This window comes from Reticulibacter mediterranei (genome assembly GCF_016587455.1).
Genome location: NZ_BNJK01000001.1, coordinates 7,068,402 through 7,090,987 on the forward strand (window position 1 = coordinate 7,068,402; position 22,586 = coordinate 7,090,987).

Annotated in this window: 19 protein-coding genes, 1 tRNA gene and 1 other annotated feature; of the genes, 3 read left to right on the plus strand and 17 right to left on the minus strand. The window is 53.3% G+C overall.

Annotated features, from left to right (window positions below; all coding sequences use genetic code 11):
* Window positions 1-66 precede the first annotated feature (66 nt).
* From K3T83_RS30560 to ftsY, 7 genes are all read right to left on the minus strand, one after another.
* Window positions 67-525: a nitroreductase family deazaflavin-dependent oxidoreductase gene (locus K3T83_RS30560; RefSeq protein ID WP_220206702.1), complete on the minus strand. Its 459-nt coding sequence runs from the start codon at window positions 523-525 to the stop codon at window positions 67-69.
* A 45-nt stretch (window positions 526-570) separates the two neighbouring features.
* A complete protein-coding gene (locus K3T83_RS30565) occupies window positions 571-1,548 on the minus strand; it encodes an oxidoreductase (RefSeq protein ID WP_220206703.1) in 978 nt (325 codons plus the stop codon).
* Window positions 1,549-1,767: 219 nt separating this feature from the next.
* Complete coding sequence (locus tag K3T83_RS30570) at window positions 1,768-2,199, minus strand: nuclear transport factor 2 family protein (protein WP_220206704.1); 432 nt, start codon at window positions 2,197-2,199, stop codon at window positions 1,768-1,770.
* A 599-nt stretch (window positions 2,200-2,798) separates the two neighbouring features.
* Window positions 2,799-2,879, minus strand: a tRNA-Leu gene (locus K3T83_RS30575).
* A 74-nt stretch (window positions 2,880-2,953) separates the two neighbouring features.
* Complete coding sequence (locus K3T83_RS30580; RefSeq protein WP_220206705.1) at window positions 2,954-3,940, minus strand: acetyl-CoA carboxylase carboxyltransferase subunit alpha; 987 nt, start codon at window positions 3,938-3,940, stop codon at window positions 2,954-2,956.
* Between the two features lie 45 nt (window positions 3,941-3,985).
* Complete coding sequence (accD, locus tag K3T83_RS30585) at window positions 3,986-4,864, minus strand: acetyl-CoA carboxylase, carboxyltransferase subunit beta (protein WP_220206706.1); 879 nt, start codon at window positions 4,862-4,864, stop codon at window positions 3,986-3,988.
* An 18-nt stretch (window positions 4,865-4,882) separates the two neighbouring features.
* Window positions 4,883-5,872, minus strand: coding sequence for a signal recognition particle-docking protein FtsY (gene ftsY / locus K3T83_RS30590; protein ID WP_220206707.1), 990 nt, complete (start codon window positions 5,870-5,872; stop codon window positions 4,883-4,885).
* Window positions 5,873-7,062: 1,190 nt separating this feature from the next.
* Between ftsY and K3T83_RS30595 the strand changes: the two genes are divergently transcribed.
* Window positions 7,063-8,064, plus strand: coding sequence for a sigma-70 family RNA polymerase sigma factor (locus K3T83_RS30595; RefSeq protein WP_236065023.1), 1,002 nt, complete (start codon window positions 7,063-7,065; stop codon window positions 8,062-8,064).
* A gap of 62 nt (window positions 8,065-8,126) precedes the next feature.
* Here K3T83_RS30595 and prfB read toward each other — a convergent pair.
* From prfB to lon, 3 genes are all read right to left on the minus strand, one after another.
* Window positions 8,127-9,240, minus strand: a protein-coding gene (gene prfB, locus K3T83_RS30600) for a peptide chain release factor 2 (RefSeq protein WP_220206708.1) whose coding sequence is annotated in 2 segments (ribosomal slippage) — window positions 8,127-9,173 and window positions 9,175-9,240 — 1,113 coding nt in all. Because the reading frame shifts where the segments join, the coding sequence is not laid out codon by codon here.
* A gap of 82 nt (window positions 9,241-9,322) precedes the next feature.
* The gene (locus K3T83_RS30605) at window positions 9,323-9,922 is read right to left on the minus strand and encodes a hypothetical protein (protein ID WP_220206709.1); all 600 of its coding nucleotides are present in this window, start codon (window positions 9,920-9,922) and stop codon (window positions 9,323-9,325) included.
* Window positions 9,923-9,961: 39 nt separating this feature from the next.
* Window positions 9,962-12,430, minus strand: coding sequence for an endopeptidase La (lon, locus tag K3T83_RS30610; RefSeq protein WP_220206710.1), 2,469 nt, complete (start codon window positions 12,428-12,430; stop codon window positions 9,962-9,964).
* A 129-nt stretch (window positions 12,431-12,559) separates the two neighbouring features.
* Window positions 12,560-12,811, plus strand: a binding site (T-box leader).
* Window positions 12,812-12,859: 48 nt separating this feature from the next.
* Here lon and K3T83_RS30615 point away from each other — a divergent pair.
* A complete protein-coding gene (locus K3T83_RS30615) occupies window positions 12,860-15,307 on the plus strand; it encodes a valine--tRNA ligase (RefSeq protein ID WP_220206711.1) in 2,448 nt (815 codons plus the stop codon).
* Window positions 15,308-15,395: 88 nt separating this feature from the next.
* Here K3T83_RS30615 and K3T83_RS30620 read toward each other — a convergent pair whose 3' ends face one another.
* The 5 genes from K3T83_RS30620 to K3T83_RS30640 all read right to left on the minus strand — a co-directional run bounded on the left by K3T83_RS30620 (window position 15,396) and on the right by K3T83_RS30640 (window position 18,992).
* Window positions 15,396-16,064, minus strand: a complete 669-nt coding sequence (locus K3T83_RS30620; RefSeq protein WP_220206712.1) for a zinc ribbon domain-containing protein — start codon at window positions 16,062-16,064, stop codon at window positions 15,396-15,398.
* 173 nt (window positions 16,065-16,237) lie between these two features.
* Window positions 16,238-16,537, minus strand: a complete 300-nt coding sequence (locus tag K3T83_RS30625) for an ABC transporter permease (RefSeq protein WP_220206713.1) — start codon at window positions 16,535-16,537, stop codon at window positions 16,238-16,240.
* 14 nt (window positions 16,538-16,551) lie between these two features.
* A complete protein-coding gene (locus K3T83_RS30630; RefSeq protein WP_220206714.1) occupies window positions 16,552-17,043 on the minus strand; it encodes an ABC transporter permease in 492 nt (163 codons plus the stop codon).
* Window positions 17,027-17,890, minus strand: coding sequence for an ABC transporter ATP-binding protein (locus K3T83_RS30635; protein ID WP_220206715.1), 864 nt, complete (start codon window positions 17,888-17,890; stop codon window positions 17,027-17,029). Before K3T83_RS30635 ends, K3T83_RS30630 begins: the two co-directional genes overlap by 17 nt.
* A 13-nt stretch (window positions 17,891-17,903) precedes the next feature.
* Window positions 17,904-18,992, minus strand: coding sequence for an ABC transporter substrate-binding protein (locus K3T83_RS30640; RefSeq protein WP_220208334.1), 1,089 nt, complete (start codon window positions 18,990-18,992; stop codon window positions 17,904-17,906).
* Window positions 18,993-19,409: 417 nt separating this feature from the next.
* On the opposite strand from K3T83_RS30640, the gene K3T83_RS30645 reads away from it, so the two are divergent.
* On the plus strand, window positions 19,410-20,351 hold the full coding sequence (locus K3T83_RS30645) for a LysR family transcriptional regulator (protein ID WP_220206716.1): 942 nt from the start codon (window positions 19,410-19,412) through the stop codon (window positions 20,349-20,351).
* A gap of 164 nt (window positions 20,352-20,515) precedes the next feature.
* On the opposite strand, the gene K3T83_RS30650 is transcribed toward K3T83_RS30645, so the two are convergent.
* Complete coding sequence (locus K3T83_RS30650) at window positions 20,516-21,340, minus strand: sulfite exporter TauE/SafE family protein (RefSeq protein ID WP_220206717.1); 825 nt, start codon at window positions 21,338-21,340, stop codon at window positions 20,516-20,518.
* Between the two features lie 99 nt (window positions 21,341-21,439).
* On the minus strand, window positions 21,440-22,543 hold the full coding sequence (cax, locus tag K3T83_RS30655; RefSeq protein WP_220206718.1) for a calcium/proton exchanger: 1,104 nt from the start codon (window positions 22,541-22,543) through the stop codon (window positions 21,440-21,442).
* Window positions 22,544-22,586 lie beyond the last annotated feature (43 nt).

The window sequence follows — 22,586 nt, forward strand, 5'->3', positions numbered from 1 at the left end:
TGCTGCATTACTATAAGACCTACCTGTTGTTACTTCATGCCGTATGTGTGAAAGCTGGCATACTGTCTACTCCTGCATCACCTTTGTGCTCACAAGGCAAAACACGGGATGGTGCATCGCTTCCCGCTCAAAATCGGCGAGCGAGGACTTCGGGGTCACGTCAAAGTACGGCGGGATAAACGGCACTCTCTGAAAGCTTTGGAGAAATCGCTTGAGGATGGGTGCTGCCTCTCTTGCCTCAAGCTCGACGACTCCCATCGATTCTGTGTGCCATCCGCGCATGAGCCACACTTGACCAGCGGCACGAATATTCTTCACCCAGTTCACCACCCCAAAGGCCGCAACCAGAAAGCTCCTGCCATCCTGTTCAACCAATGCCACGGGAGTAGTATAGACCTTCCCGCTCTTGCGTCCTCGAACGGAGAGCAGGGTCAGAGGACCCAAAGGAAATCCGGCCCGTAACAGAGCCGTGAGAATGGCGGTTCCAATCTTCATGCCGCTGGTCATATGAAATGTTTTGGTCATCTAGCTGCTCCTCAATTTTCTCAAGGAAACCCTCCTCGGTGGGATTCACCCCAACGGCTCGATACTGCACGCCGACCCCGTGGCCTGAGTAAGCAGATCGTATCGGGCTCCGGTCAGTTCTTCCGACACATTCCAGAGATGTTGCGCTGTCACATGATCAAGTGCGGCGGGCGGAACCTTACTCACTACCGGATAGCCACCACCTATTCCCTCCGAGATGCCAATATACTCGGCGCTTCTGGCGGAAGGATCGGTTGCCTGGTAGAGAGCCGGAAGTGCTCCCCGAGCCGCTGGGTGTGCGAGCACGATCTGGAGGACTCGGATCAGGATCTCCGTTCCCCGCCGTGGGCGCCCCCAGTCAGACTCTTTACCGGTGAGCAGGTTGGTTCTGGCGACGCCTGGATGGACAGAAAGGCTGCTCATGCCACCTCCAACGGCCTGGCAGCGGCGGTCCAGTTCAAAAGCGAAGAGCAGATTCGCGAGTTTTGATTGAGCATAGGCTCTGATCCACTTGTAGGTGCGCTCTGCCTGTAGATCGTCAAAATCGATCTTTCCCTGGCTGGCGATAGTGCTGGATGTGGTTACCACACGCGATCCTGCCCGTGAACACAGCGAGGGCAGCAGCAGGCCCACGAGCGCAAAATGGCCGAGATAATTGACCTGGAAGTGCATCTCGAAGCCGTCGATTGTCTGACGACGGGGACCACCCGCAATGCCAGCATTGTTCACCAGGATATCGAGACCCTGGTGACGCTGGGAGAACGTCTCGGCAAAGCGACGGATAGAGGCAAGATTGGCTAAATCAAGCACTTGCGCTTCGATGCTCGCTTCTGGCAGCATCGTTGCTATCTGGCGTGCGACCTGCTCCGTCCGGCCTTGATTCCTGGACGCAAGCACGACGTGTGCATGATGTGCAGCTAACTGGAGCGCAATCTCATAGCCGATCCCGCTGCTGGCCCCGGTGATGACTGCCGTCCGACCTTCGAGGTTGGACATATCAGCGGCGTTCCACTTGATTTTCATTGTACTGTCTCCTTCAAGAAGGATACATGATTAAAGTCGATTTGCCCCATGACAGCCAATGCCTTGCTCAGGGTGACCACCTGCACGTCTGGGAATGCGAGTAGGTATGGTAGCAGAAGCGAACTGTGTTGGCCAGAACGCGGGTCACCCGTTGTGCGAATCTCGCGCCATCCTTCTTCCACAACTAAGGAGGGTGGCACGGAAGAGAGGCTGGGCTCGTCAGAACATGGTGTTATTGTTCACGGAAGTGGCTGGGATCTCCTGTAGAACGTCCCAGTGCTCGATGATCTTGCCCTGCTCCAGACGAAAGATGTCAGCCGCTGCGGCCCCCTGATCGTTTGGGGAGTAGGTAACCTTGCTGTGGACTACCACCAGGTCTCCCTCGGCAATGATCCGCTTGATATCACTGTGCGCCAGCGGGAACTGCGCTTGCAGGGAAGACGCGAAAGTGAGAAGACCATCGATGCCATCAGGGATGCGGGGATTGTGCTGGATGTAGGCAGAACCGACGTACTTGGTCACCGCCTCCTGCACCTTCTTGTCGTTGAAGGCCAGGTTGATAAAGGCCTGCACAGTCGCGCGGTTGTGCTCCAATGTGGCCTGGTCCATCTGTTGGTCATCGGGTGTGTTCATGGTGAGGTCTGCCGTCATTTTTCTTGCCCTTTCTCAATCTCTGTCGTCCATTCGTATGGATATCCGGTCGTATTGCTTACTCACTAGTTAGAAGATGAACGCTTTGGCGAAGCGACGTAGGCTCTCCTGTTTGGTTGCGTCTGGGAATCAGAGCACTAGCTCCTGGACACCTGCCTCATAGGTGGACAGACGCTCGTCGTGGTCGATCGCGTCTGTCCGTCTGTCGTGTCGCCATTATGCGTTGCCTCCTAGTTGTTTTATAGTAGTTGGTTAACCAACTATAAAGGAGTATACCTGAAAGCAATCGCAACTGTCAAGGGATGCTCGTGCAAAACGGGAGTGGACTTCACGATATGGGCGAAGTCCTTTGAGAAGGTCACCGAGCAGGAGAGACGCTCCCGTGCGTTGTTGTGTGGAAAGGGCTGGATCTCGGGTAGAGAGATGTCATCACCCGGCGGCTTAAGCAGAGAAGACCATCCTTTCAAGGGCAAGTTCGCTCATGCCTTGCTGCTTGCGTCTTCAGCCTTCAAGGAAAGGGATACCTGAGAATGAGAGCTTGCCAATGAGGAGAAAATCGGGTCTGGGTCTGGATTCCTTTTTCTTGAGAGGAGGGGTTATGCCGGTGGAGAGATTCGAACCCTCAACCCTTGCGGGACTTGTTTTTGAGACAAGCGCGTATACCGTTCCGCCACACCGGCTCATCCGAGATGCGCTTTGTTATGCATCTCTGGTGGTGCTTATAATAGCGCATCTCGGATCAGAAGTCAAGAGGTTAGACCTGGATTTGCGAAGTTTCTGTGGTCGTTTCTCGCCCAAAATGTCCAATGTTTCTAAACTTCTGATAGCGTTTTTCCAGCAATTCGTCTGGCGTCATCTGTTTCAATTCTGTCAGATGGCGTAACAGCACCGCTTTCAGCGACTCCGCCGCCTGACGATAGTTGCGATGTGCCCCGCCGAGCGGTTCGGGCACCAGCTCGTCTGCGATATGGAACTCCAGTGAGTCTTTAGCACGAATACGTTGTCCTTCAGCCGCCAGCGCAGCATGTGCCCCACCAAACTTTAAAATATCCGCCGCCGCCTCTGGAGCTGCCACTGTATAGTAGCTATGTTCCATCATCAAGATACGGTCTGCGATACTGATTCCTAAAGCGCCACCGCTGTTGCCTTCGCCAATCACTGTGGCAACGATGGGGACGCGCAGGCGAGCCATTAAATAGAGGCTGGCCGCAATCGCCTCCGACTGCCCTCGCTCTTCGTCGGGGAGCGCCACGGACGCGCCAGCAGTATCAATGAGTGTCACCAGCGGAATCCCAAATTTCTCCGCCTGGCGCATCATACGCTGGGCCTTGCGATATCCCTCCGGGTGTGGCATGCCGAGGTTGCGAAACTGCTTGTCCTTCATGTCGCGACCCTTCTGATGGCAGATCAGCATTACCGTTTGCCCGTCCAGGGTTGCCAGGCCCGCAACGATAGCATGGTCGTCGGCATAGGAGCGGTCTCCATGCAGTTCGAAGAAATCGTCGCACATGAATTTGATGTAATCTAGAGAGTAAGGGCGATCCTTGTGGCGAGCCACTTGTACCGTCTGCCAGGCGGTCAGATTTTTATAGATCTCTTCTGTGCGCGTGCGCAGCTCGTTCTCCAACGTCTGCAATTGCGCCTGCTCGTCTGGTTTCAGTCGATCCCCTTTGCGTTGTAGCGCATTGATCTTTTTTTCCAGGTCCGCCAGCGGCTTCTCGAATTCCAGGTCGTAAGCCATTTTACGTTCTATCCTCTATTTGTTTTGATTGAAGATATAAAGTATTTATTTCGTTATTGTCGGGTACATATGGAGCAGGCGTGCAAGCGTCTGGTGTAACTCACGTCGATGTACCACAGCATCAATCATACCATGCTGGAGGGCAAAATCGGAATTGATGGTATTTTCTGGCACTTTAATGTGCATGAAGCCCTCAATTACACGGGGACCGGTAAAACAGATCAGCGCCCCTGGTTCGGCCAGGATGACATCGCCCTGGAATGCAAAACTGGCAGAAACGCCGCCTGTTGTGGGATCGGTCAGCAGGCTAAAATAAGGCAGAGCCAGCTCTCCCAGCCGTGCGAGCGCCGCAGAGATTTTCGCCATCTGCATGAGCGAAAAAATACCTTCTTGCATGCGAGCACCACCGGAGGTCGAGACAATGAGCATAGGAATGCGCTGCTTCATTGCCAGTTCGATAGCACGAGTGATCTTTTCGCCAACGACAGATCCCATGCTGCCACCCATAAAGAAGAAATCCATCACTGCCAGCGCAATCGGTTTGCCATCGATGGTGGCGTAACCGCTGATGATGGCCTCGTTCTGGTCGGCCTTTTTGCGCTCTTCAACAAGCTTGCTGGCGTAATCAATGCTTTTCGCCTGATTGGGAGGACTGACCACGAAATGTAGCGGGTCGGTCGGGATTATGTCGGCATCGATCTCAACAAAGCTGCCCTCATCCACCAGCAATTTGATACGTTCACGTGCATTGATTCTGAAGTGATGACTACAACGCGGACACACTTTCTGGTTTTTTTCCAGATCGCGTCCATAGAGTATCTCCCTACACTTCGGGCATTTTACGGCGATATTGCCCACCGCAGACAAGGTGCGGTCATTTGGGGATGTCTGCTCGGTAGAGGGAGCAGCCGCTTCTTTCACCATACAAGAACCTCTTCCTACTTACTCCTGTGCAAAGAGCGCTGTTACAAAGCTCTGCGGGTCAAAGGGGATGAGATTCTCGACCTTTTCGCCGGTGCCGATGAACTTGATAGGCACACCTAAATCATCTGCGACGGCGAATGCAAATCCCCCCTTGGCGGTACTATCCATCTTTGTAATGATGACTCCTGTCAAACCAATATCTTCGGCAAATTTGCGCGCCTGTAGGAGCGCGTTCTGCCCGGTGGTGGCGTCGATAACCATCAACAACTCATGGGGACCGTCCGGGATGAATTTCTGGATGACTTTGTTAATTTTCTTTAATTCTTCCATGAGGTTGAATTTGGTATGCAAGCGGCCTGCCGTATCCACAATCAGCACATCACTGCCGCGCGTCTGGGCAGCCTGGATTGCATCATAGACGACCGCACCAGGATCGGAGTTGGGATGCTGGCTGATCACCGGTACACCGACGCGCTCACCCCATTCTTTGAGCTGATCGATGGCGGCAGCGCGAAACGTATCTCCAGCTGCCAGCAGCACCTTTTGCCCCTCGCGTGAGAGGCGATAGGCCATTTTCGCGATGCTGGTCGTTTTACCTGATCCGTTGACGCCAATGACCAGAATGACGGTGAGTGGAGATTGTTTGGCGAAGCGCAATGAAGAGGAGGGACCAAGCAAGCTTGCCAGTTCTTCGCGTAATGCTCGTTGCACCTGTGAGCCGGTGCGCATATGCTCTTCTTCGACCCGCTGGCGCAGGCGCTCAATCAACCAATCGGTTGTGCCAGGGCCGACATCTGCCGCCAGCAGCGACTCTTCCAACTCATCCCACAAATCATCTGTAATCGTATCTGTCTCCTGAACAGTATTGCCCAGGCGACTGAACAGTTGTCGCGTCCGACCGAGAAAGTTCAAGCGCTGCTCTGGTGCGGGTTGCGCCTGCTCCTGAGCGGGTGCTTGATCTTTTTTGGGGTCTTCTTGCGGTTTCTGCCCAAAGAAGCGATTGAGCACGTCTGCATTGACTCCTTTATTGCTATTTACGTTCCGAAGCGATCAGTGTTCCCTCGCAAACTCAAAGAAGAGGGCATCAGATCATCTCATTATACAATGAAAATGATTGTCCCTCTACATGATAGAGGCAAAAGGCTGTTAACAAATAAGCAGCACTTCTGCCCGAATGTGTTCACGTTAATGAGCGGTCGAAACCGCCCAAAAACGTGTTGTCTAACACCGTACTCCACCCTTATTGGCGACCGCTACGATAAGTGTGGAGCGAGCCATCACTGATCGGCTCATTAATGATTATGTCGCCATTACGGATCTTAATATTGTACAGGCACGACGGGTTGGTGCAAACCCACGCCTTGTACTCAATGGAAGCTCCCTGGCTACCGAAATCCGAAAGCGGTACCAGATCACCTTCACCACATTTGCGACACCGGGGAAATGCGTTTTCCACGAAATCGCCTCCTTCCTTCTTCTCTGGAGGTATTATCGTCTGACAGACAAATGCCAGACGAGGCTTAGCGAGAAAGTAAGCCGATGGGGGAGCCTCCGCCGCTGCATCCGCATCCCCACAGCAGGTCTAATCCATGCCTTCACTATCATACCACAACTCTTCTTCTCTGTCAGCAGGTATGTGAAGAAATCTTCATATTCATTAGGAAAAAGATATTCCAATCCCTTTACCATCACTGCTCACACAAATTGCACGAGAGATAGGACAAAAGGCATAGCACAATCACAACCGTTCCATTGCTTATTGTCGCAACCCTCCCCTGTCACACGGGGTCTATTGCTGCTTATCTTCAGCATAACAGGTGTTACAAGACTAGTCAAGCATGTCTATGTATCGTCCAATACGTCCTGTGACCCCTTCTACTCCCTGCTTCCTGTTCGCAGAGTGCATTGGGGAATTTTCCTCACATTATGGAAATCTCTTCATACTTCATGACTTTCTGTTCATCTCTTTATCATTTTTCTTATCTCATCCCTGACGCTGAAATCCATGCGCGGCTTTGCTGCTCTGATCTCTTCGCTCTCGATTTCTCCGCCAGTCCTTTTTCGCTTTGGCACAACTCTTGCAAAGAAAAAAGATGGGAGAGTATTTTTCGGACGGCATATTTGATTGCGTCCTCGTCTGCAAGCTATTTTTTGATGTTCTAGTTTGACCCTTGAGTGTGAATGAAGGAGTACTGGTTGTGGGAGTACGTAAAGCATCTCGTCGTGTGAGTGGGAACAGATCTGTTGCGTTGGAAGAGAACTCGATGGCACGAGAATATCTTGATGAGAGAGCTGATCTTAGCATGGAGAAGGGATTTTTTGAAGAGGAGACGGACGAAGCCTGTGAGGGCAATGAGGATCAGCGTACTGCCGTTGATGATTCGGTGAAGCAGTATCTCAAAGAGATTGGCATGTACCCTCTCCTTTCGGCTGAGCAGGAGTGTCGTCTGGCAGAGCGGATTGCCGAGGGGGATCAGCAGGCGCGCCAGAGGCTCATCGAAGCCAATTTGCGTCTCGTGGTCAGTATCGCCAAGCGCTACGCTAATCAGGGGTTGCCGCTGCTCGATTTAATTCAGGAGGGTAATATTGGTCTGATGCGCGCCACGCAGAAATTTGATTACAAGCGTGGTTTTCGCTTCAGTACCTATGCTACCTGGTGGATTCGCCAGGCCATCAGCCGCGCTATTGCCGAGCATTCACGCAGTATTCATATTCCGGTCCATGTGGTGGAACTTATTTACAAAATCAAACGCATCGCCCGCCGCATGTATCAGGAGCAGGGATTGGAGCCATTGCCCGAACAGATTGCGCTTGAGGTGGGCTTGCCAAGAGATCGTGTGGTAGAGTTGCTCAATGTCTCAGAGCAGCCTGTATCGCTGGATGCACCGATGGCCGATGATGAGGAGTATCATCTCGCCGATGTCATTGAGGATAGCAATACTTATGCTGTGGTAGATCAAGTGGCGTTGCAGGCGCAACGCGAGCATATTGAGCAGGCGATGACAGTGTTGAACCAGCGTGAGCGCACGATCATTGAGATGCGCTATGGTCTAAAGGATGGACATTCGCTCTCTCTTGATGAAGTCAGCATGTTATTTCATCTCACGCGGGAACGTATTCGTCAGATTGAGGTCAAGGCTCTGCGTAAGCTGCGGTATCCCGAGCGTTATGATGGGATGCGCGACCTTGTACGTGCTTGAGAGGACCGAGCAGGGCAATGCGTTCCCTCCTTTTTGTGCGTTGTTGCATTGCCCTGACGTGACTACTCAGTGGCGACAACACCACCTGCTTTGTCGCGCAGATAGGCGTCGATGAAGGGGTCAACGTCGCCCGACAGGTAGCCATCGGTGTTGCCCGTTTCCTGATTGGTGCGGTGATCCTTGACAATGTTGTAAGGATGGACCGTCACTGTTCGAATCTGGGTGCCGAAGTCCGCTTGCACATGTTCACCTTTGAGGCGTGCCGTCTCTTCTTCGCGCTTCTTCAGTTCCAGTTCGTAGAGGCGTGCTTTGAGCAGTTTCAAGGCAACCTCGCGGTTCTGGATCTGCGAGCGTTCGTTTTGACAGGTCACGACGATGCCGGTGGGAATGTGGCGCATGCGTACCGCCGAGTCCGTCTTGTTGACGTGCTGGCCACCAGCTCCGGTTGAGCGGTAGGTGTCGATGTCAAGATCTTCGGGACGGATGGTGATATCGATACTATCCTCGATATCTGGCATGATCTCCACTTTGGCAAACGAGGTATGGCGACGATGAGCCGCATCAAAGGGCGATAGGCGGATCAGTCGATGGGTGCCAGCTTCTGAGCGCAGATAGCCATAGGCATAGCGCCCTTCGATTTCCACCGTAACGCTTTTGACGCCAGCCTCTTCACCTTCGTTGTAGTCGTAGATTTCGGTACGGAAGTGGTGGTGTTCGGCCCAGCGCAGATACATCCGCAGCAGGATTTCCGCCCAGTCTTGCGCATCGACGCCGCCGCTGCCAGCGTGAATGCTGAGAATGGCGTTGTGCTCGTCGTGCTCTCCGTTCAACATCAGCGCAAACTCAAGCTTTTCTATCTGCTCCTGGATTGGGACGAGCGATTGCGCAACTTCGGCCTGCATCTCTTCGTCTGGCTCCTCTTCCAGCAGTTCGGCTAATCCGTGCAGATCGTTGAGTTGGGCGGCGATACCTTCCCAGGTGGTTACTTCTTCTCGTAAAGCGTTGAGCCGCTGCATATGGGCCTGAGCTTTTCGGTTATCTGACCAGAAGTCAGCAGCCATGCTTTCTTCTTCAAGTTTTTGGATTTGTCCGGCTTTGGTAGCCAGGTCAAAGACGCACCATAGTTTTCTGAACGCGTTTCTGGATGCGTTCGATTTGATTGCGAAGTTCACTCATAGTCTGTATTGTAGCATGTTTATTGGACCCTTGCACTCCCTTTTCTCATGCTCTTTGGTGCAAGGGAGCGGCATCATCCGTTTTAAATGGCACCGTTGTGTTGGAGAATAAACAGGAGGATCGAACTCAGGATGAAAAGTAGCCCGATCAGGATCAACACCAGTCCGGCAGAGCGGCCTTTAGAGGTGTGAGACACGGATTCTTGCATGCCCTGGTACGGGCTGCTTCCGGGATATGCGTTGGGAACGGGCGTGTTGTTGTAGAGTCTGCCGCTCGGTGGCGCGAAACCTCCGTATGTCTGAGGAGGGAAGCCTCCCGCTGGCGGATAGTTGGTGGCGCTCTGTTGCGGATAGGCCGTTGGGTACGCGTTCCCCATCATGGGTTGATCCATCATGCTTGTTGCATCTGAGGCGGCGGCCGTTGAATAGTTATCGTCACTCCATCCCGGACGCAGCACCAGTTTTTGCTGCATCTCGTTCTGTTGCGTCGGGGGATGGGTATATCCTTGTGTCGATGTTGGCGAGGGGCGATTGGCAATAAATGAACGCGCCTGCTCTGTTGGAGCGTTGGGATGCATATTGCCGGTCGCTGATGGCTCGCCGGGTTCTATGGCCGCTCCACAGCGTGGGCAGCGCGTATCTTCAGGGGCCAGTTGAAAGCCACATTGACCACAGAAATCCATCTTGTCGCTCCTTCCGTTTTAATCTACTATGCCCCTATTTTATCCTGCTCTGGCGTGTAAGGCAATGGGCAACACTTCGTCCATGCGCTCTACCAGAACAAAACGTAATGCGTTTACGATTTCTTGTGGGACATCATCCAGATCTTTCTGGTTGCGTTTGGGTAGAATAAAGGTCTTGATGCCCGCTCTATGAGCTGCCAGCACTTTTTCTTTGATGCCTCCAACTGGCAGCACACGCCCCCGCAGCGTAATCTCGCCGGTCATTGCCACATCGCGGTGCGTGGGCCGTCCGGTCAGTGCTGAGATTAAAGCCGTTGCCATCGTGATTCCAGCGGAAGGACCATCCTTTGGGATCGATCCGGCTGGCAGGTGCAAATGAATATCGTTCTTCTCATAGAAACAATTTTCTAGTCCAAATTGTTCCGCCCGTGCGCGGGCATAGGACAGCGCTGCCTGAGCTGATTCCCGCATCACCTCACCAAGCTGCCCGGTCAATGTCAGATTGCCACGCCCTCTCATGAGCGTTGCTTCAACCGTGATGAGGTCGCCGCCAGCGCTCGTCCAGGCAACACCCGTTGCGACGCCAGCTTCGTCTGTCTCCTCCGCCGTGCCGTAATAATGGCGCTGCGGCCCCAGATATTCGGGAACGGTTTTGGCCGTGACCCGTGTTTTAGTACGCCGCCCTTCCGCGATTTCCCGCGCAACTTTGCGCATAATAGTTGCCAGTTCCCGTTCCAGATTGCGTACTCCGGCCTCATAGGTGTATTCGCGGATGATGCGCTGCACAGCCTCATCCGCAATCTCGATGCGCGTCGTTTTCAAGCCATGTTCGCGCATTTGTTTGGCGATGAGAAATTGCCGGGCAATGTGCAGCTTTTCATCTTCTGTATAGCCGGGCAGCTCGATGATTTCCAGGCGGTCGCGCAGGGCTGCCGGGATGGGATGCATGACGTTGGCGGTCGTGAGAAAGATCACGCGCGAAAGATCGTATGGCACTTCGAGATAATGATCGGAGAATGCGCTGTTCTGCTCCGGGTCCAGCACCTCTAAAAGGGCGGCGGAGGGATCACCGCGAAAGTCGGCTCCAATTTTATCAATCTCATCTAACACGAAAAGCGGGTTGATTGTGCCAGCGGTTTTCATGGTTTGCAGAATACGACCGGGTAAGGCTCCGACATAGGTGCGACGGTGGCCGCGAATCTCGGCCTCATCGTGGACACCGCCCAGCGAGAGGCGCACAAACTTGCGGTTCAATGCCTGTGCGATGGAGTGTCCCAGGGATGTTTTGCCAACTCCGGGCGGGCCAACGAAGCAGAGGATGGGGCTGCGCATGTTGTTAGAGAGCTTGCGTACGGCGATATATTCGAGGATGCGCTCTTTGATCTTGCCCAGCCCATAGTGATTTTCTTCGAGAATGGTTGCCGCCTCTTTGACGTTCAGGCGATCGATCGTTGCGGTATCCCAGGGCAGATTGACCAGCCAGTCGAGATAGCTGCGGATCACACCTCCGTCCGGGGCGATTGAAGGAAGGGCGTTGAGGCGCTCCAGCTCTTTGTTCGCTCGGGTTTTGACCTCTTCGGGCATGCCGCTGGCCTGGATCTTTTCTCGCAGTTCCAGCCCCTCGCGAATCGTCGGATCGCCCTCGCCCAGTTCGTGCTGAATGGCCTTGAGTTGTTCGCGCAGAAAGTATTCGCGCTGGCTTTTGTCTACTTCTTGCTGGACCTGGCTATGGATGTGATTTTCCAGCTCTAGAATATCCAGTTCTTGAGAGAGCAAAATACTGACCTGTTGCAAGCGTTGTTCGACGTTCAGCGCTTCCAGGATTTGCTGTCTGGCTTTCACCGAAATGTCCAGTGAGGAGACAATAAAATCTGCCATGAAGCCCGGCTGATCGATGTTCATGGCAGTAATATATGCTTCATCCGAAAGAGTGTTGCTCAGTCTGGTGCATTTTTCAAAGAGCGCCAGCACTGCTCGCCTTAGCGCCTCTAATGCCAGAGAAGGCGCGGCCTCTTCCGTGAGGACTTCGGCTTGCACGCGAATATAGGGGGAGGCCTGAAGCGCGGCGAGACGGCGTAAACGGCGCTGTCCTCGCATCAGAATACTGATGGTGCCATCAGGCATTTTCAAGATGCGATCAATATAGCCTTCGACCCCTATCTCATACACCCCCTGTGGATCGGGGTTTTCTTCTTTCTCGTTGAGTTGTGTTGCCGCGAATAAAAGATGGTTGGAGCTGATGGCGTCTTCTACGGCTTTAATAGATGCGTCGCGTCCGACCAGAAGGGGAACGACGGCATTAGGAATGAGGACGGTATTACGGATAGGCAATAATGGCAACTCCAGGATCTCTTCCTGCATCTCCTCCTGTTGCGCCTCCATTACCCCGTTGCCTCTCTGCTCTTCGCCGTTTTGCTGCTCTGGAGTTGCGACTGGAATAGCTTTCTCCATGAAAATCTTTGTCCTCTCCATACGAAAAAACGAGTCGAGATACATCGTTCTTTCCATTATAACGCACTCCTGACGCTGTAGCAATGTGATGCAGCCCGTAATTGATACTGTTATGCTCTACTATTCCTTCTCTCTTCGGCACTTGACAGGTCGCAAAGAAATGGATACTATTATTGATACATAACGCAAAAGACCTGGAACGAGCGGAGTAAAAGATATCGGACTGCCAGAGAGTGGGGGCCACCGGGTGCGAGCCTCCTTCGGTTGCGATCTTTGAACGTGGCTCGTGAGTCGAATAGCTGAGGCAATCTCTGTTGCGATAAGCTATTCCGGTGTAGTCCGTTATCGCTACGAGAGGATAGTCAGGCTCCAAAGGTTGGGCGAGTCGGCTATCGAAACAAGGTGGTACCACGAGTACGCGCTGCCCTCGTCCTTGTATGACGGTGGCGCAAAGAGTTGTTAGTACACAAAAAGGAGTACCATCCTATGTTGCCCAACCGGTATAACTTCCGCGAGGCTGAGCCTGCCCTGGCTCGTCAGTGGGCCGAAACTGCTCTCTATGCATTTGATCCTGACGGTTCCGGTCCCATCTACAGCATTGATACCCCTCCTCCTACCGTTTCCGGCGAGCTACACATCGGTCATTGTTTCTCCTTCACTCAAACCGATGTTATTGCGCGTTTCCATCGCATGCGCGGTGAACGGGTCTTTTACCCTATGGGTTTTGACGATAATGGCTTGCCTACCGAACGCTTTGTTGAGAAGACGATCAAGCGTAAAGCAACGCAGATGGATCGTGCGGAGTTTATCGCTCATTGTCTGGAACTGGTTCAACAGACGGAGGATCGCTTCGAGGCGCTCTGGCGGCGTTTGAGTTTGAGCGTCGATTGGCAGTATCGCTATTCGACCATCTCTCCACAGGCGCAGCGCACCTCACAGTGGTCGTTTCTTCAATTGTATCAGGCAGGCCGGGCCTATACGCAACTTGCCCCGACGCTCTGGTGTCCCGAATGCCAGACGGCTATTGCGCAGGCCGAGGTTGATGATGCAACGCTGCCCACGCTGTTTTCGACGTTTGCGTTTCGCTTGCAGGATGGCGGCAGTTTGCCCATCGCCACTACGCGACCGGAACTCCTGCCAGCCTGCGTTGCTATCTTCGTTCATCCAAACGATAAGCGCTATCAGCATCTGATCGGGACGACCGCGCATCTATCTGGTACAGCCTTCTCTTCGCGTGGAGAGATAGAGGTTCCTATTCTGGCCGATGAACTGGCCGACCCTGAGAAGGGGAGCGGCGCGGTTATGTGTTGCACCTTTGGCGATTCGACCGACGTTCACTGGTGGCGCACACATCAATTGCCGCTGTTGCAAGCGATTGGGCGCGATGGGCGAATGACCAAGTTGACCGGTCCCTTAGCTGGCCTGCCGATTCTCGCAGCTCGCAAACGTATTCTGGAACAATTGGGCGCCGATGGTTTGCTGTTGCAGCAGGAGTTGATCGAGCATAATGTTGGCGTTCATGAGCGTTGCGGTACGCCGGTCGAGTACTTGCAGACGCGTCAGTGGTTCATTCGCGTTCTGGATCAGAAAGAGCGCTTGCTTGAGGCTGGGCAGCGTATCCGCTGGTCTCCTGAGCACATGCGCACCCGTTATGAGCATTGGGTTGAGAATCTGCAATGGGACTGGTGCATTTCTCGCCAGCGTTTTCTCGGCGTTTCGTTCCCAGCGTGGACGTGTCGGCGCTGTGGGGAGATGCTGCTCGCCACACTGGAAGAGTTGCCCATCGATCCGCGCGTCACACCGCCTGCCAGACCGTGTGCCTGTGGTTCGACCGATTTTGAGCCGGAGCCAGATGTTATGGATACCTGGGCCACATCGTCCTGCTCGCCGCTGATTATCGGGCGCTGGCCGGACGATCCCGCCTGGTTCGCGCAGCATTTTCCTGCCAGTTTGCGACCTCAGGCCCACGATATTATTCGCACCTGGGCATTTTATACGATCGTCAAGGCACTCTATCATACCGGTGAGATTCCCTGGCGCGAAATCATGATCTCTGGTTTTGCGCTCTCAGCAGAACGCGGCAAGATCTCCAAATCGAAGGAGCATAACGAGATGGCGCCAATGACCCTGATTGAACAGGAGTCGGCTGATGCGTTACGCTACTGGGCCACATCAGTCAGGACGGGCCTCGATACGCCTTTCCAGCCCGATCTGTTGACCACCGGACGGCGGCTGATTACCAAGTTGTGGAACGCCAGCCGTTTTGCCGAGCGCCATCTGCTCGATCTGGAACCGGAGCACGAACCTGCGCATCTGCTACCGACTGATCGCTGGTTGCTCTCGCGTCTGGCCCGCACGATTGCGCACGTCACCGCCGAATTGGAGCGCAACGAGTATGCCCCGGCGCGTGCTGAGGTTGAGCGCTTCTTCTGGTCCGACCTGTGCGACAACTACCTGGAACTGGTCAAGGCGCGGCTCTATAATGACGCCGGGGCAGCTCGTGATGCAGCGCGTTGGACGCTGTACCATGCTCTGCTTGCGGTCTTAAAGATGCTGGCTCCTTACCTGCCCTACATCACGGAGACGATTTATCAGGGAGTTTTCCGCGAATATGAGGGTGTTTCGTCGATCCATCGTGCAGCGTGGCCCGTTGCCCGTCCGGGATGGATCAGCGAGGAGGCCGAACAAACTGGCAGTACCTTGCTTGCCCTATTGCAGCAGGTTCGCCGCTATAAGGCCGAACAGAATCTATCGGTTGGTGCTGAAATCGCGGCTTTGCGTGTCGTTCTCGATCCTGCCTTGCATGCCTCGTTCAGCGAAGCTCTGATCGATCTCAGGAGCGCGACGCGAGCAAGGGAGCTTCTCCTTGAAGGGCGTGGTAAGATCGCTGATTCTCGTATGGAGAAAGAGCAGGCGCTTCGGATAGAGGTTTAATAGATGTCGTAGTGGAGCGATTGATCGCGGGTGGAAGATTGCATGACAAGTGCCCTGCGATCAATCGCTCCACTACGAACAAGATATGTTACCAGAGGGCGAGGAACATAGTGAGCAGGCCATAGCAGATGAAAGCGCTGCCGAAAAGAACGTTCTCTGTCGCGTCGGGGATCGTCCCATTCATACGCTCGTCCAGGATACCGTAGCTGAGCAGGGTGATCAGTGTGATCAGGCCGCTTACACCGAACCACCACAACAGGCGTTGCCCCCAGCGGAAATGAGTTGAGGGATGGCGTATGAGGACTATGGCGAGGACGAAACTACAGAGCAGCAGGACTGCGAGCAAACTGACGGCTGCCCATGAGTCGCCAACAAAGCTATCGAGAGCGCCAAAGCTACCGAGCGCCGCGCTGAATGCGCCGAGCAGATAGAGCATAATGCCCAGCACTTTACTGCCGATGCCCTGGGTCGCTGGTGTTTTCCGGTCTGAATGATAAAATGCTCGCTCGTTTGATGGATAATAAGCTTTCTCATCTTGCGGCATGTTGCCTGAGAGATAGGGAACCGTGTAGGCCGATGATGCTGTTTGATAGGGATCTGAAGCCGGCGGGGGAGGAGGTGGCATATTCACACTGGGAATGGTGTATTCAACCTCGCTGCTTGTGGAGGTGGAATATGTCTTTAAAGAAGATCCGCAGCGTTCACAGTACTGGCTGATTGCCTGATTTGTAGTGCCACAGGCAGAACATCTTTGCATGGAAACACTCATCCCCATTTCTTTATATTTTTCTATCAAGCAATCGCTGGTGATAGCGGCTTTTCTGTATTATCTTGCATAGAAGAGTTTTTGTCGATAGAGAATGGTTGCTCTGGGCCAAAAGATAAACAAGCGAGCCATGATCGCGGCTCGCTTGTATTGTTTTAAGGAGATTAGTTATTGTTGAAGCCCCAGCGTTCGCGTACGCTGCGCTCAAGCGGAGAGAAGATCAGGAGATCGATCAGAGTACCGACAACGATAATAATCAGCATAATGGCGAAGACCTGGGCCGTATCATTGAGATCACGTCCGTTTTGCAGCAGCGTTCCCAGGCTGAGGGTTTGATAGATCAGTTCGGCGGCCATTAACGAACGCCAGGCGAAGGACCATCCCTGTTTGAGGCCGCTGATCACCGCTGGCAAGGCGGCGGGAAGGATAACCTGTGTCGAAAGGGCTAGCCCTTGCGCTCCCATATTGCGTGCCGCCTTCAGATAGACCGGGGGGTATTTTTGACTCCCGCATCGACGCCCAGCGTGATCGAGAAGAGTGCCCCCATGACTACAACAAAGGTCATTGCCTGTTCGCTCAGTCCCAGCCAGAGCAGCGCCAGCGGAATCCAGCAGACGCTAGGCAGAGCTTGCAGTCCCAGTACCAGCGAGCCAAGTGTCTCTTCGACATAGCGGTTGCGGCCAATCAACAGGCCCATCACGACTCCCAGTACCAGCGAAATGCCGTAGCCGATAGCGAGGCGGCGCAGACTGGTGAGAATGGCCTGCAAGAACGAGCCGTCCCCGAAACCGCTGATAAGCTTGCTCACTACCTCCCCAGGGCCTGGTAGCAGGTAAGAAACCCAGAGACCGCTCTGGGATAACAATTGCCATATGATTAACAGAATGACATAAAAGCCAAGCAGCCGCGCTATTTTTCCCCACGACCATGTGGTCACTCGTGGGACGCTGATATTAATGGCGCGTGCCATGAACTACCTCCTCCTCGGATGCCTCCATTTCAGAGCGCAGCACGTCGAGAATGTCAGATGCCACATCCACCAGATTATGATCTTCCAGCGAGCGCGGACGGGGCAGGTCGATCTTGAAGTTGCGCACGATGCGTCCGGGGCGTGGAGCAAAGACCACCACACGATCTCCAAGCGCCACCGCTTCGCGAACGTTGTGTGTCACGAACAGGATTGTTTTGCGTGTGCTGGACCAGATCGATTCCAGCTCAGCATGCAGACGGTCACGGGTAAACGCATCCAGCGCACCAAAAGGCTCATCCATTAAGAGGGCGGCTGGATTGATTGCCAATGCTCGTGCAATAGCGGCGCGCTGGCGCATTCCTCCCGAGAGCTGATGAGGATAGCTGCGCTCAAAACCTGTCAGGTGGACGGTATCGATGAAGTGGCGGGCCGTCTCCGCTCGCTGTTTGGCAGGGATGCCCATTTGACGCAGACCAAATTCGACATTTCCCTGGACATCGAGCCAGGGAAAGAGCGCCGCTTCCTGGAACAGCAAGATGCGATCTGTACCAGGACCATCAACTTTTTTATCGTCGGCGTAGATTGCACCACTGCTGGCCGTTTCCAGGCCAGCAATAATGCTCAGCAAGGTTGATTTCCCACATCCGCTGGGGCCGAGGAAGCAGACGAACTCGCCTGCCTCCACTTCCAGATCAACGGGGCGTAGCGCTTCCACCGTCTTCTCGCGGCTGATAAAGGTTTTGCTCACGCCTTCAACGCGGATTGAGATTCCTCCACCATCGTTTGATGAGGTCGATGTATTGATTTTCTCGCGTGACTGTGAACTGGTGGTGCGCAGTATGCTCATATACTTTTCCTCCTCACGATCCTGCGACTGGTGAGAGATTTTTGGCCTTGAGTACTTTGTTCAGAATGGTCAGGTCAAAGATGCCACTCAAATCTGGCTTGCTCGTACCCAGGAAGCCCAGTTCGTAGGCGCTATCTGCGGCCTTAAAGAGCGATTGTGCCAGTGGATCGTAGGTGATGTCGAGATTTTTAAATGCTCCGTCAATCACCGGGGTTGCCAGTGGCTTGCCCGTCAGCGCTTTCAGTTGAGTGTTGACCTGGGTTTTTGCCTGATCGCTATTGCTATTGATATATTGAACAGTTTCTACATGGGCCTGAAGGAACTTCTCTACCAGGTCGGGATGCTGATCCAGAAACTTTTTGCTCGCGACAACGACGGTGGTTGTGAAGGCATTGTTGGGCCAGAGCGTGCGCTCATCGACAAACACCTGACCTTTGTCTTCGACGATCAGGCGCGTTGCCCAGGGTTCGGGAACCCAGGCACCATCGATGCTTCCCTGCTTGAAAGCAGTCAGGATGTTAGCATTGTCTGTCGGGACAATCTGGACTGTCCCGCCTTTATCGGTTGTTTTCAGGCCGTTCTGTTGCAGATAGTGGCGCAATGAAACGTCCTGTGTTCCGCCGAGCTGAGGTGTTGCCAGTTTTTTACCATTCAAATCTTTCGCGCTATGAATATTGGCTCCGGGACGTACAATGAAGAGCGCTCCACCGCTCGATGCGCCAGCAATAATGCGCAAGGCCGCACCTTTACTTTTGACATAGCCATTGATGGCGGGGTTGGGACCAACGTAGCCGATGTCGATGTCTCCAGCAAATAATGCTTCGATTTCTGCCGGGCCAGCATTGAACGTTTTGGTATCAAGTTTCACATTTGAACCCAATGCCTTCTGAAAGGTTCCGCGCGCAACGCCGACGAGCGCGACGGCATGCGTCAGGTTCGGAAAGTACCCGAGATGGACAGTGACCGAAGAGTCACCGCTACCAGAACCGCCTGTGCTGCTGGAACTGGCATTTCCACCACAGGCAGATAATAGAAGAACGATAAGGGCCAGGAGTATAAACCATGGAAATGCGCGCGAGCGACGCCGGGCTAATGTCCTCATCAAAATACTACGTCTCCTTGATTGCTGAATAATGAACCAGACGATGAATACGTATCTCCTTTGACCCGTCAGCAAATCTTTGCCTGTTCTGCAACAGTACCATATTTATATCATTCTTTCAAGTTATTTTTATCATCATTTTTCATAATAATATGTATATAAGTTATCTATGATATTCGTGGGAGTTATTCGACTGCCTGAAGATGGAAAAGCGTGCTTGCCAGGCATGATATCTTGTAGGGAAGGGACAGATGGTGCAATCGGGCAAATTGTAGCTGAACAGTGAGAAATTTGCCCACACAGCCCAGGATCTATGATAATGTATAGGTCAGAGATTATGTGGCGTGAACCATCTGGTTCTGGCCCCAGCAGCAAGCACTGATATGGACCCCAGGGTTTGGAGAACAAAGAAAACATATGAATTTGCAGAACTTACGTGTGTTTCTAAAGGTCGCCGAGCTTGAGCATATTACACGCGCATCTGAAGAATTGAATTTGAGCCAGCCTGCCGTCACAAAAACGATTCAGAGCCTTGAACACGAGGCGGGCCTGGAGCTTGTTGAGCGGCAGGGCCGCCGTATCGCTCTGACACATGCTGGCCGCGTGTTGCAAAGCTATGCTCGTCAAATATTTGCCCTCGAACGCGAGATGGATGAGGCTTTGTCAGCATTGCGCGACGTAGAAGGCGGTGAAGTGACCCTGGCGGCAAATAGAACGGCAGGGGTCTATCTTTTGCCTTCACTGGTTGCTCGTTTCCGCACAAGCTATCCCCAGGTTGCTTTGCGTATTTCGATTATGAACTCTTCTGAGATTGTACAGGAGATATTAAACTGGACGCTGGATTTTGGGTTGGTGGAAGGTGATGCGTCGTCTTTGCCGTCGGGCTTGAAAGTGGAAGTATTTGCGTACGATGAGCTGATCCTGGTAGTGGCTCGTAATCATCCCTGGAGCAGCCTGGCTTCGCTGCCCCCTTCTGCACTGAGCAAGCAAGGGCTGATCTTGCGCGAAGAGGGGAGCGGGATTCGCGAAGTGATCGAGCATGGATTTTTGCAACATGGCGTCCATATTCGCCCCTTATTTACGCTTACCGACAACGAGGCCGTCAAGCAGATGGTGTTGAGCGATGTGGGTGCGGCCATTGTCTCCTCTCTGTCTGTCCAGCGCGAACTGGCGAACGGCGATCTGGTGCAGGTGCCAATTGAAGGTCTGGAACTGCGTCCCCAGCTTAGCCTGGTACAGCGGGCTGATAAACAACTCTCACGCGCAGCTCAGGCCTTCTGCTCGTTTTTGCGCCCAGCACTTGAGAAAGAAAGCGCCTTTCACCGCCTTTCTGTGCAAAACCATGTGAACGCGGAATAAGCGCCGTTTGTGATGCTGATAAGTTTTTGTACTAAACATGGTGAACCCTCTGGTTGTAGTCAAGCGATTGATCGCGGGGGGATCACACAACAGGCCCAGCCTTCCGCGATCAATCGCTTGACTACAACCAGAGAGATTCCGATCCTGGCGGAGAAATTTCATCATTAAAGTAATTTCCAGCCGGAGAGGGCCAGGACCGATGCCAGCAGTGGGCGCAAAATATTGTCGGGAATATATTTACTGAGCCTACTCCCTAGAAATACGCCGGGGAGAGAACCTGCTAGCAACAAAAGGACCATCGCCCAGTTGATGGTTCCTGAGAGCAGGTAGCCAATTACACCTGATGCCAGCAGCATGAAGGCCTGGAAAATATCGGTGCCGACCAGTTCTCGCGGCCCCAATCTGGGAAACATAAAAGCCAGCGAGACAATAATCAGTGTTCCACTGCCTACAGAGGTAAGGCCAACCAGAAATCCCACTACTGCCCCCATAACGATTGTCAGGAGTGGACGATAGCGCTGCTCCCAGCGATTGACGCTCTTTTCTTCAGGTTCTCCTTGCAGTGCTGCCGGTTTATGCCTCTCCAGGTTTCTCTGTTCGACCCCTTTCATAATAAATGGCTTGAGCAGCAGCAGAGCCGCTACTATCATCAATGTGATGCCCAGAGTGCGCAATATAAATCCATCGATGAGATTGTGATAGTTAGTGCGGAGATATTGCACGAGGCCGATACTCAATAATGTTGAGGGAACGCTGCCACAGGCCAGCCAGAGCGCGATTTGAAAATTCACCGTCTTCTGGCGAATATGTACGAGCGAGCCAACGGCTTTGGTGACGGTTGAATAGGCGATATCGGTTCCGATGGCCCAGACGGGCGGAACACGAAAGAAAAGAATCATGATCGGGGCCAGCAGTGATCCCCCGCCCATTCCTGTTAGACCGACCAGCACACCGATCAGGAGTCCCACAAGTGAGATACGATAATCCAATTACTACCTCCGGTAATCCATGTTCACTAGAGAGAGTGGGATGCTCCGTCGCGCCACTCGCGGCTCTACGTTCTGGCTAGTATGTAGTATATATTCGGTTTAGCCCCACCAGAACGAAACGGCGACAATGCCATAAAGTCCAATCAGTGTTAATCCTTCCAGCCATGTTGATTGTCCATCATAAATGATAACTGTACTCAAGAGCGATGCTATTCCTAACACGGCGACTAGTAAGGGAGCTAATACTAACGTCATCGGAGTATTGCCGATCACAAAGCTGAGCAGAACCAGGATTGGAGTAAGTCCAAGCGCCACTTGCAGCGAGCTATTCAGGATCACGCTGATGGCATAATCGGACTGGTTGCGAGCAGCAAATTGAACGCCAACAACGTTTTCTACCGCATTACCAGCCAGGGCCACAATGACCAGTCCCGTAAAAGTAGGGGAGATATGCAGAAATTCTATTGCAGGAGTGAGCGCGGCAACAAACCAATCGGAGACAAATGCCGAGCCAACACCTGCGCCTATCAGCACCACGAGCGTTAACCAGAGCGGCCAGGGAGCTGGTTCTACGAGCGCACCAGTGGGTGGTTTGGTTGGCAGACTGGTGGGACCATCTTTGAGCGAGACCGGGACGCTGGCGATGAAGATAACTAGCAATATTAGCGAGCAGGCGATGCTCAAACCCTCTTCATGTCCCGCTGCTGGAGTATGTAGCCTCTGCACCAATGTTGGTACTGCCAGAGCCGCTACCGCAAGCATGGTTAGCATGGCGATATTGCGGGGAGCACCTGACGCAAAGCGCTGGGTGCCGTGACGGATGCCGCCAACAAAAAACGCGATGCCAAGCACAAGCAGGCTGTTGCCTAGGATGGAGCCGACGATGGCTGATTGCACGACATTGATCAGCCCGGCGCGTAAGGCGAAAATGCCCACAAAGAGTTCTGGCAGGTTGCCAAGCGCGGATTGTAGTACTCCAGTTGCCCCTGAGCCCAAATATGAGCCGAGTTGATCGGTTGCCTGGCCGACGAGGGCGGCGAGAAAAGCCAGCGCAATCCCGCTGATAATAAAGATTACAACGGCATTGGCTTGAAATATTGTTAGAAAGCAGGCCAGCAGGCTAATAGCAAGCGAGCCAAGAAACATCAACCATTCTTTCCGGCTGAGCTGGCCGGCTAGAAGAGATGCATCCTTCCAGGGCATGCGTATTATTCCTCGTCTCTATTTTGGCTTTGCTGCATATACT

Excerpts from the sequence above, each read along its gene's own strand:
- K3T83_RS30560 (WP_220206702.1), bottom strand. The coding sequence starts at position 525 with ATGACCAAAACATTTCATATGACCAGCGGCATGAAGATTGGAACCGCC.
- K3T83_RS30565 (WP_220206703.1), bottom strand. The coding sequence starts at position 1,548 with ATGAAAATCAAGTGGAACGCCGCTGATATGTCCAACCTCGAAGGTCGG.
- K3T83_RS30570 (WP_220206704.1), bottom strand. The coding sequence starts at position 2,199 with ATGACGGCAGACCTCACCATGAACACACCCGATGACCAACAGATGGAC.
- K3T83_RS30580 (WP_220206705.1), bottom strand. The coding sequence starts at position 3,940 with ATGGCTTACGACCTGGAATTCGAGAAGCCGCTGGCGGACCTGGAAAAA.
- accD (WP_220206706.1), bottom strand. The coding sequence starts at position 4,864 with ATGGTGAAAGAAGCGGCTGCTCCCTCTACCGAGCAGACATCCCCAAAT.
- K3T83_RS30605 (WP_220206709.1), bottom strand. The coding sequence starts at position 9,922 with ATGGATTTCTGTGGTCAATGTGGCTTTCAACTGGCCCCTGAAGATACG.
- lon (WP_220206710.1), bottom strand. The coding sequence starts at position 12,430 with ATGGAAAGAACGATGTATCTCGACTCGTTTTTTCGTATGGAGAGGACA.
- K3T83_RS30615 (WP_220206711.1), top strand. The coding sequence starts at position 12,860 with ATGTTGCCCAACCGGTATAACTTCCGCGAGGCTGAGCCTGCCCTGGCT.
- K3T83_RS30620 (WP_220206712.1), bottom strand. The coding sequence starts at position 16,064 with ATGCAAAGATGTTCTGCCTGTGGCACTACAAATCAGGCAATCAGCCAG.
- K3T83_RS30625 (WP_220206713.1), bottom strand. The coding sequence starts at position 16,537 with ATGGGAGCGCAAGGGCTAGCCCTTTCGACACAGGTTATCCTTCCCGCC.
- K3T83_RS30630 (WP_220206714.1), bottom strand. The coding sequence starts at position 17,043 with ATGGCACGCGCCATTAATATCAGCGTCCCACGAGTGACCACATGGTCG.
- K3T83_RS30635 (WP_220206715.1), bottom strand. The coding sequence starts at position 17,890 with ATGAGCATACTGCGCACCACCAGTTCACAGTCACGCGAGAAAATCAAT.
- K3T83_RS30640 (WP_220208334.1), bottom strand. The coding sequence starts at position 18,992 with ATGAGGACATTAGCCCGGCGTCGCTCGCGCGCATTTCCATGGTTTATA.
- K3T83_RS30645 (WP_220206716.1), top strand. The coding sequence starts at position 19,410 with ATGAATTTGCAGAACTTACGTGTGTTTCTAAAGGTCGCCGAGCTTGAG.
- cax (WP_220206718.1), bottom strand. The coding sequence starts at position 22,543 with ATGCCCTGGAAGGATGCATCTCTTCTAGCCGGCCAGCTCAGCCGGAAA.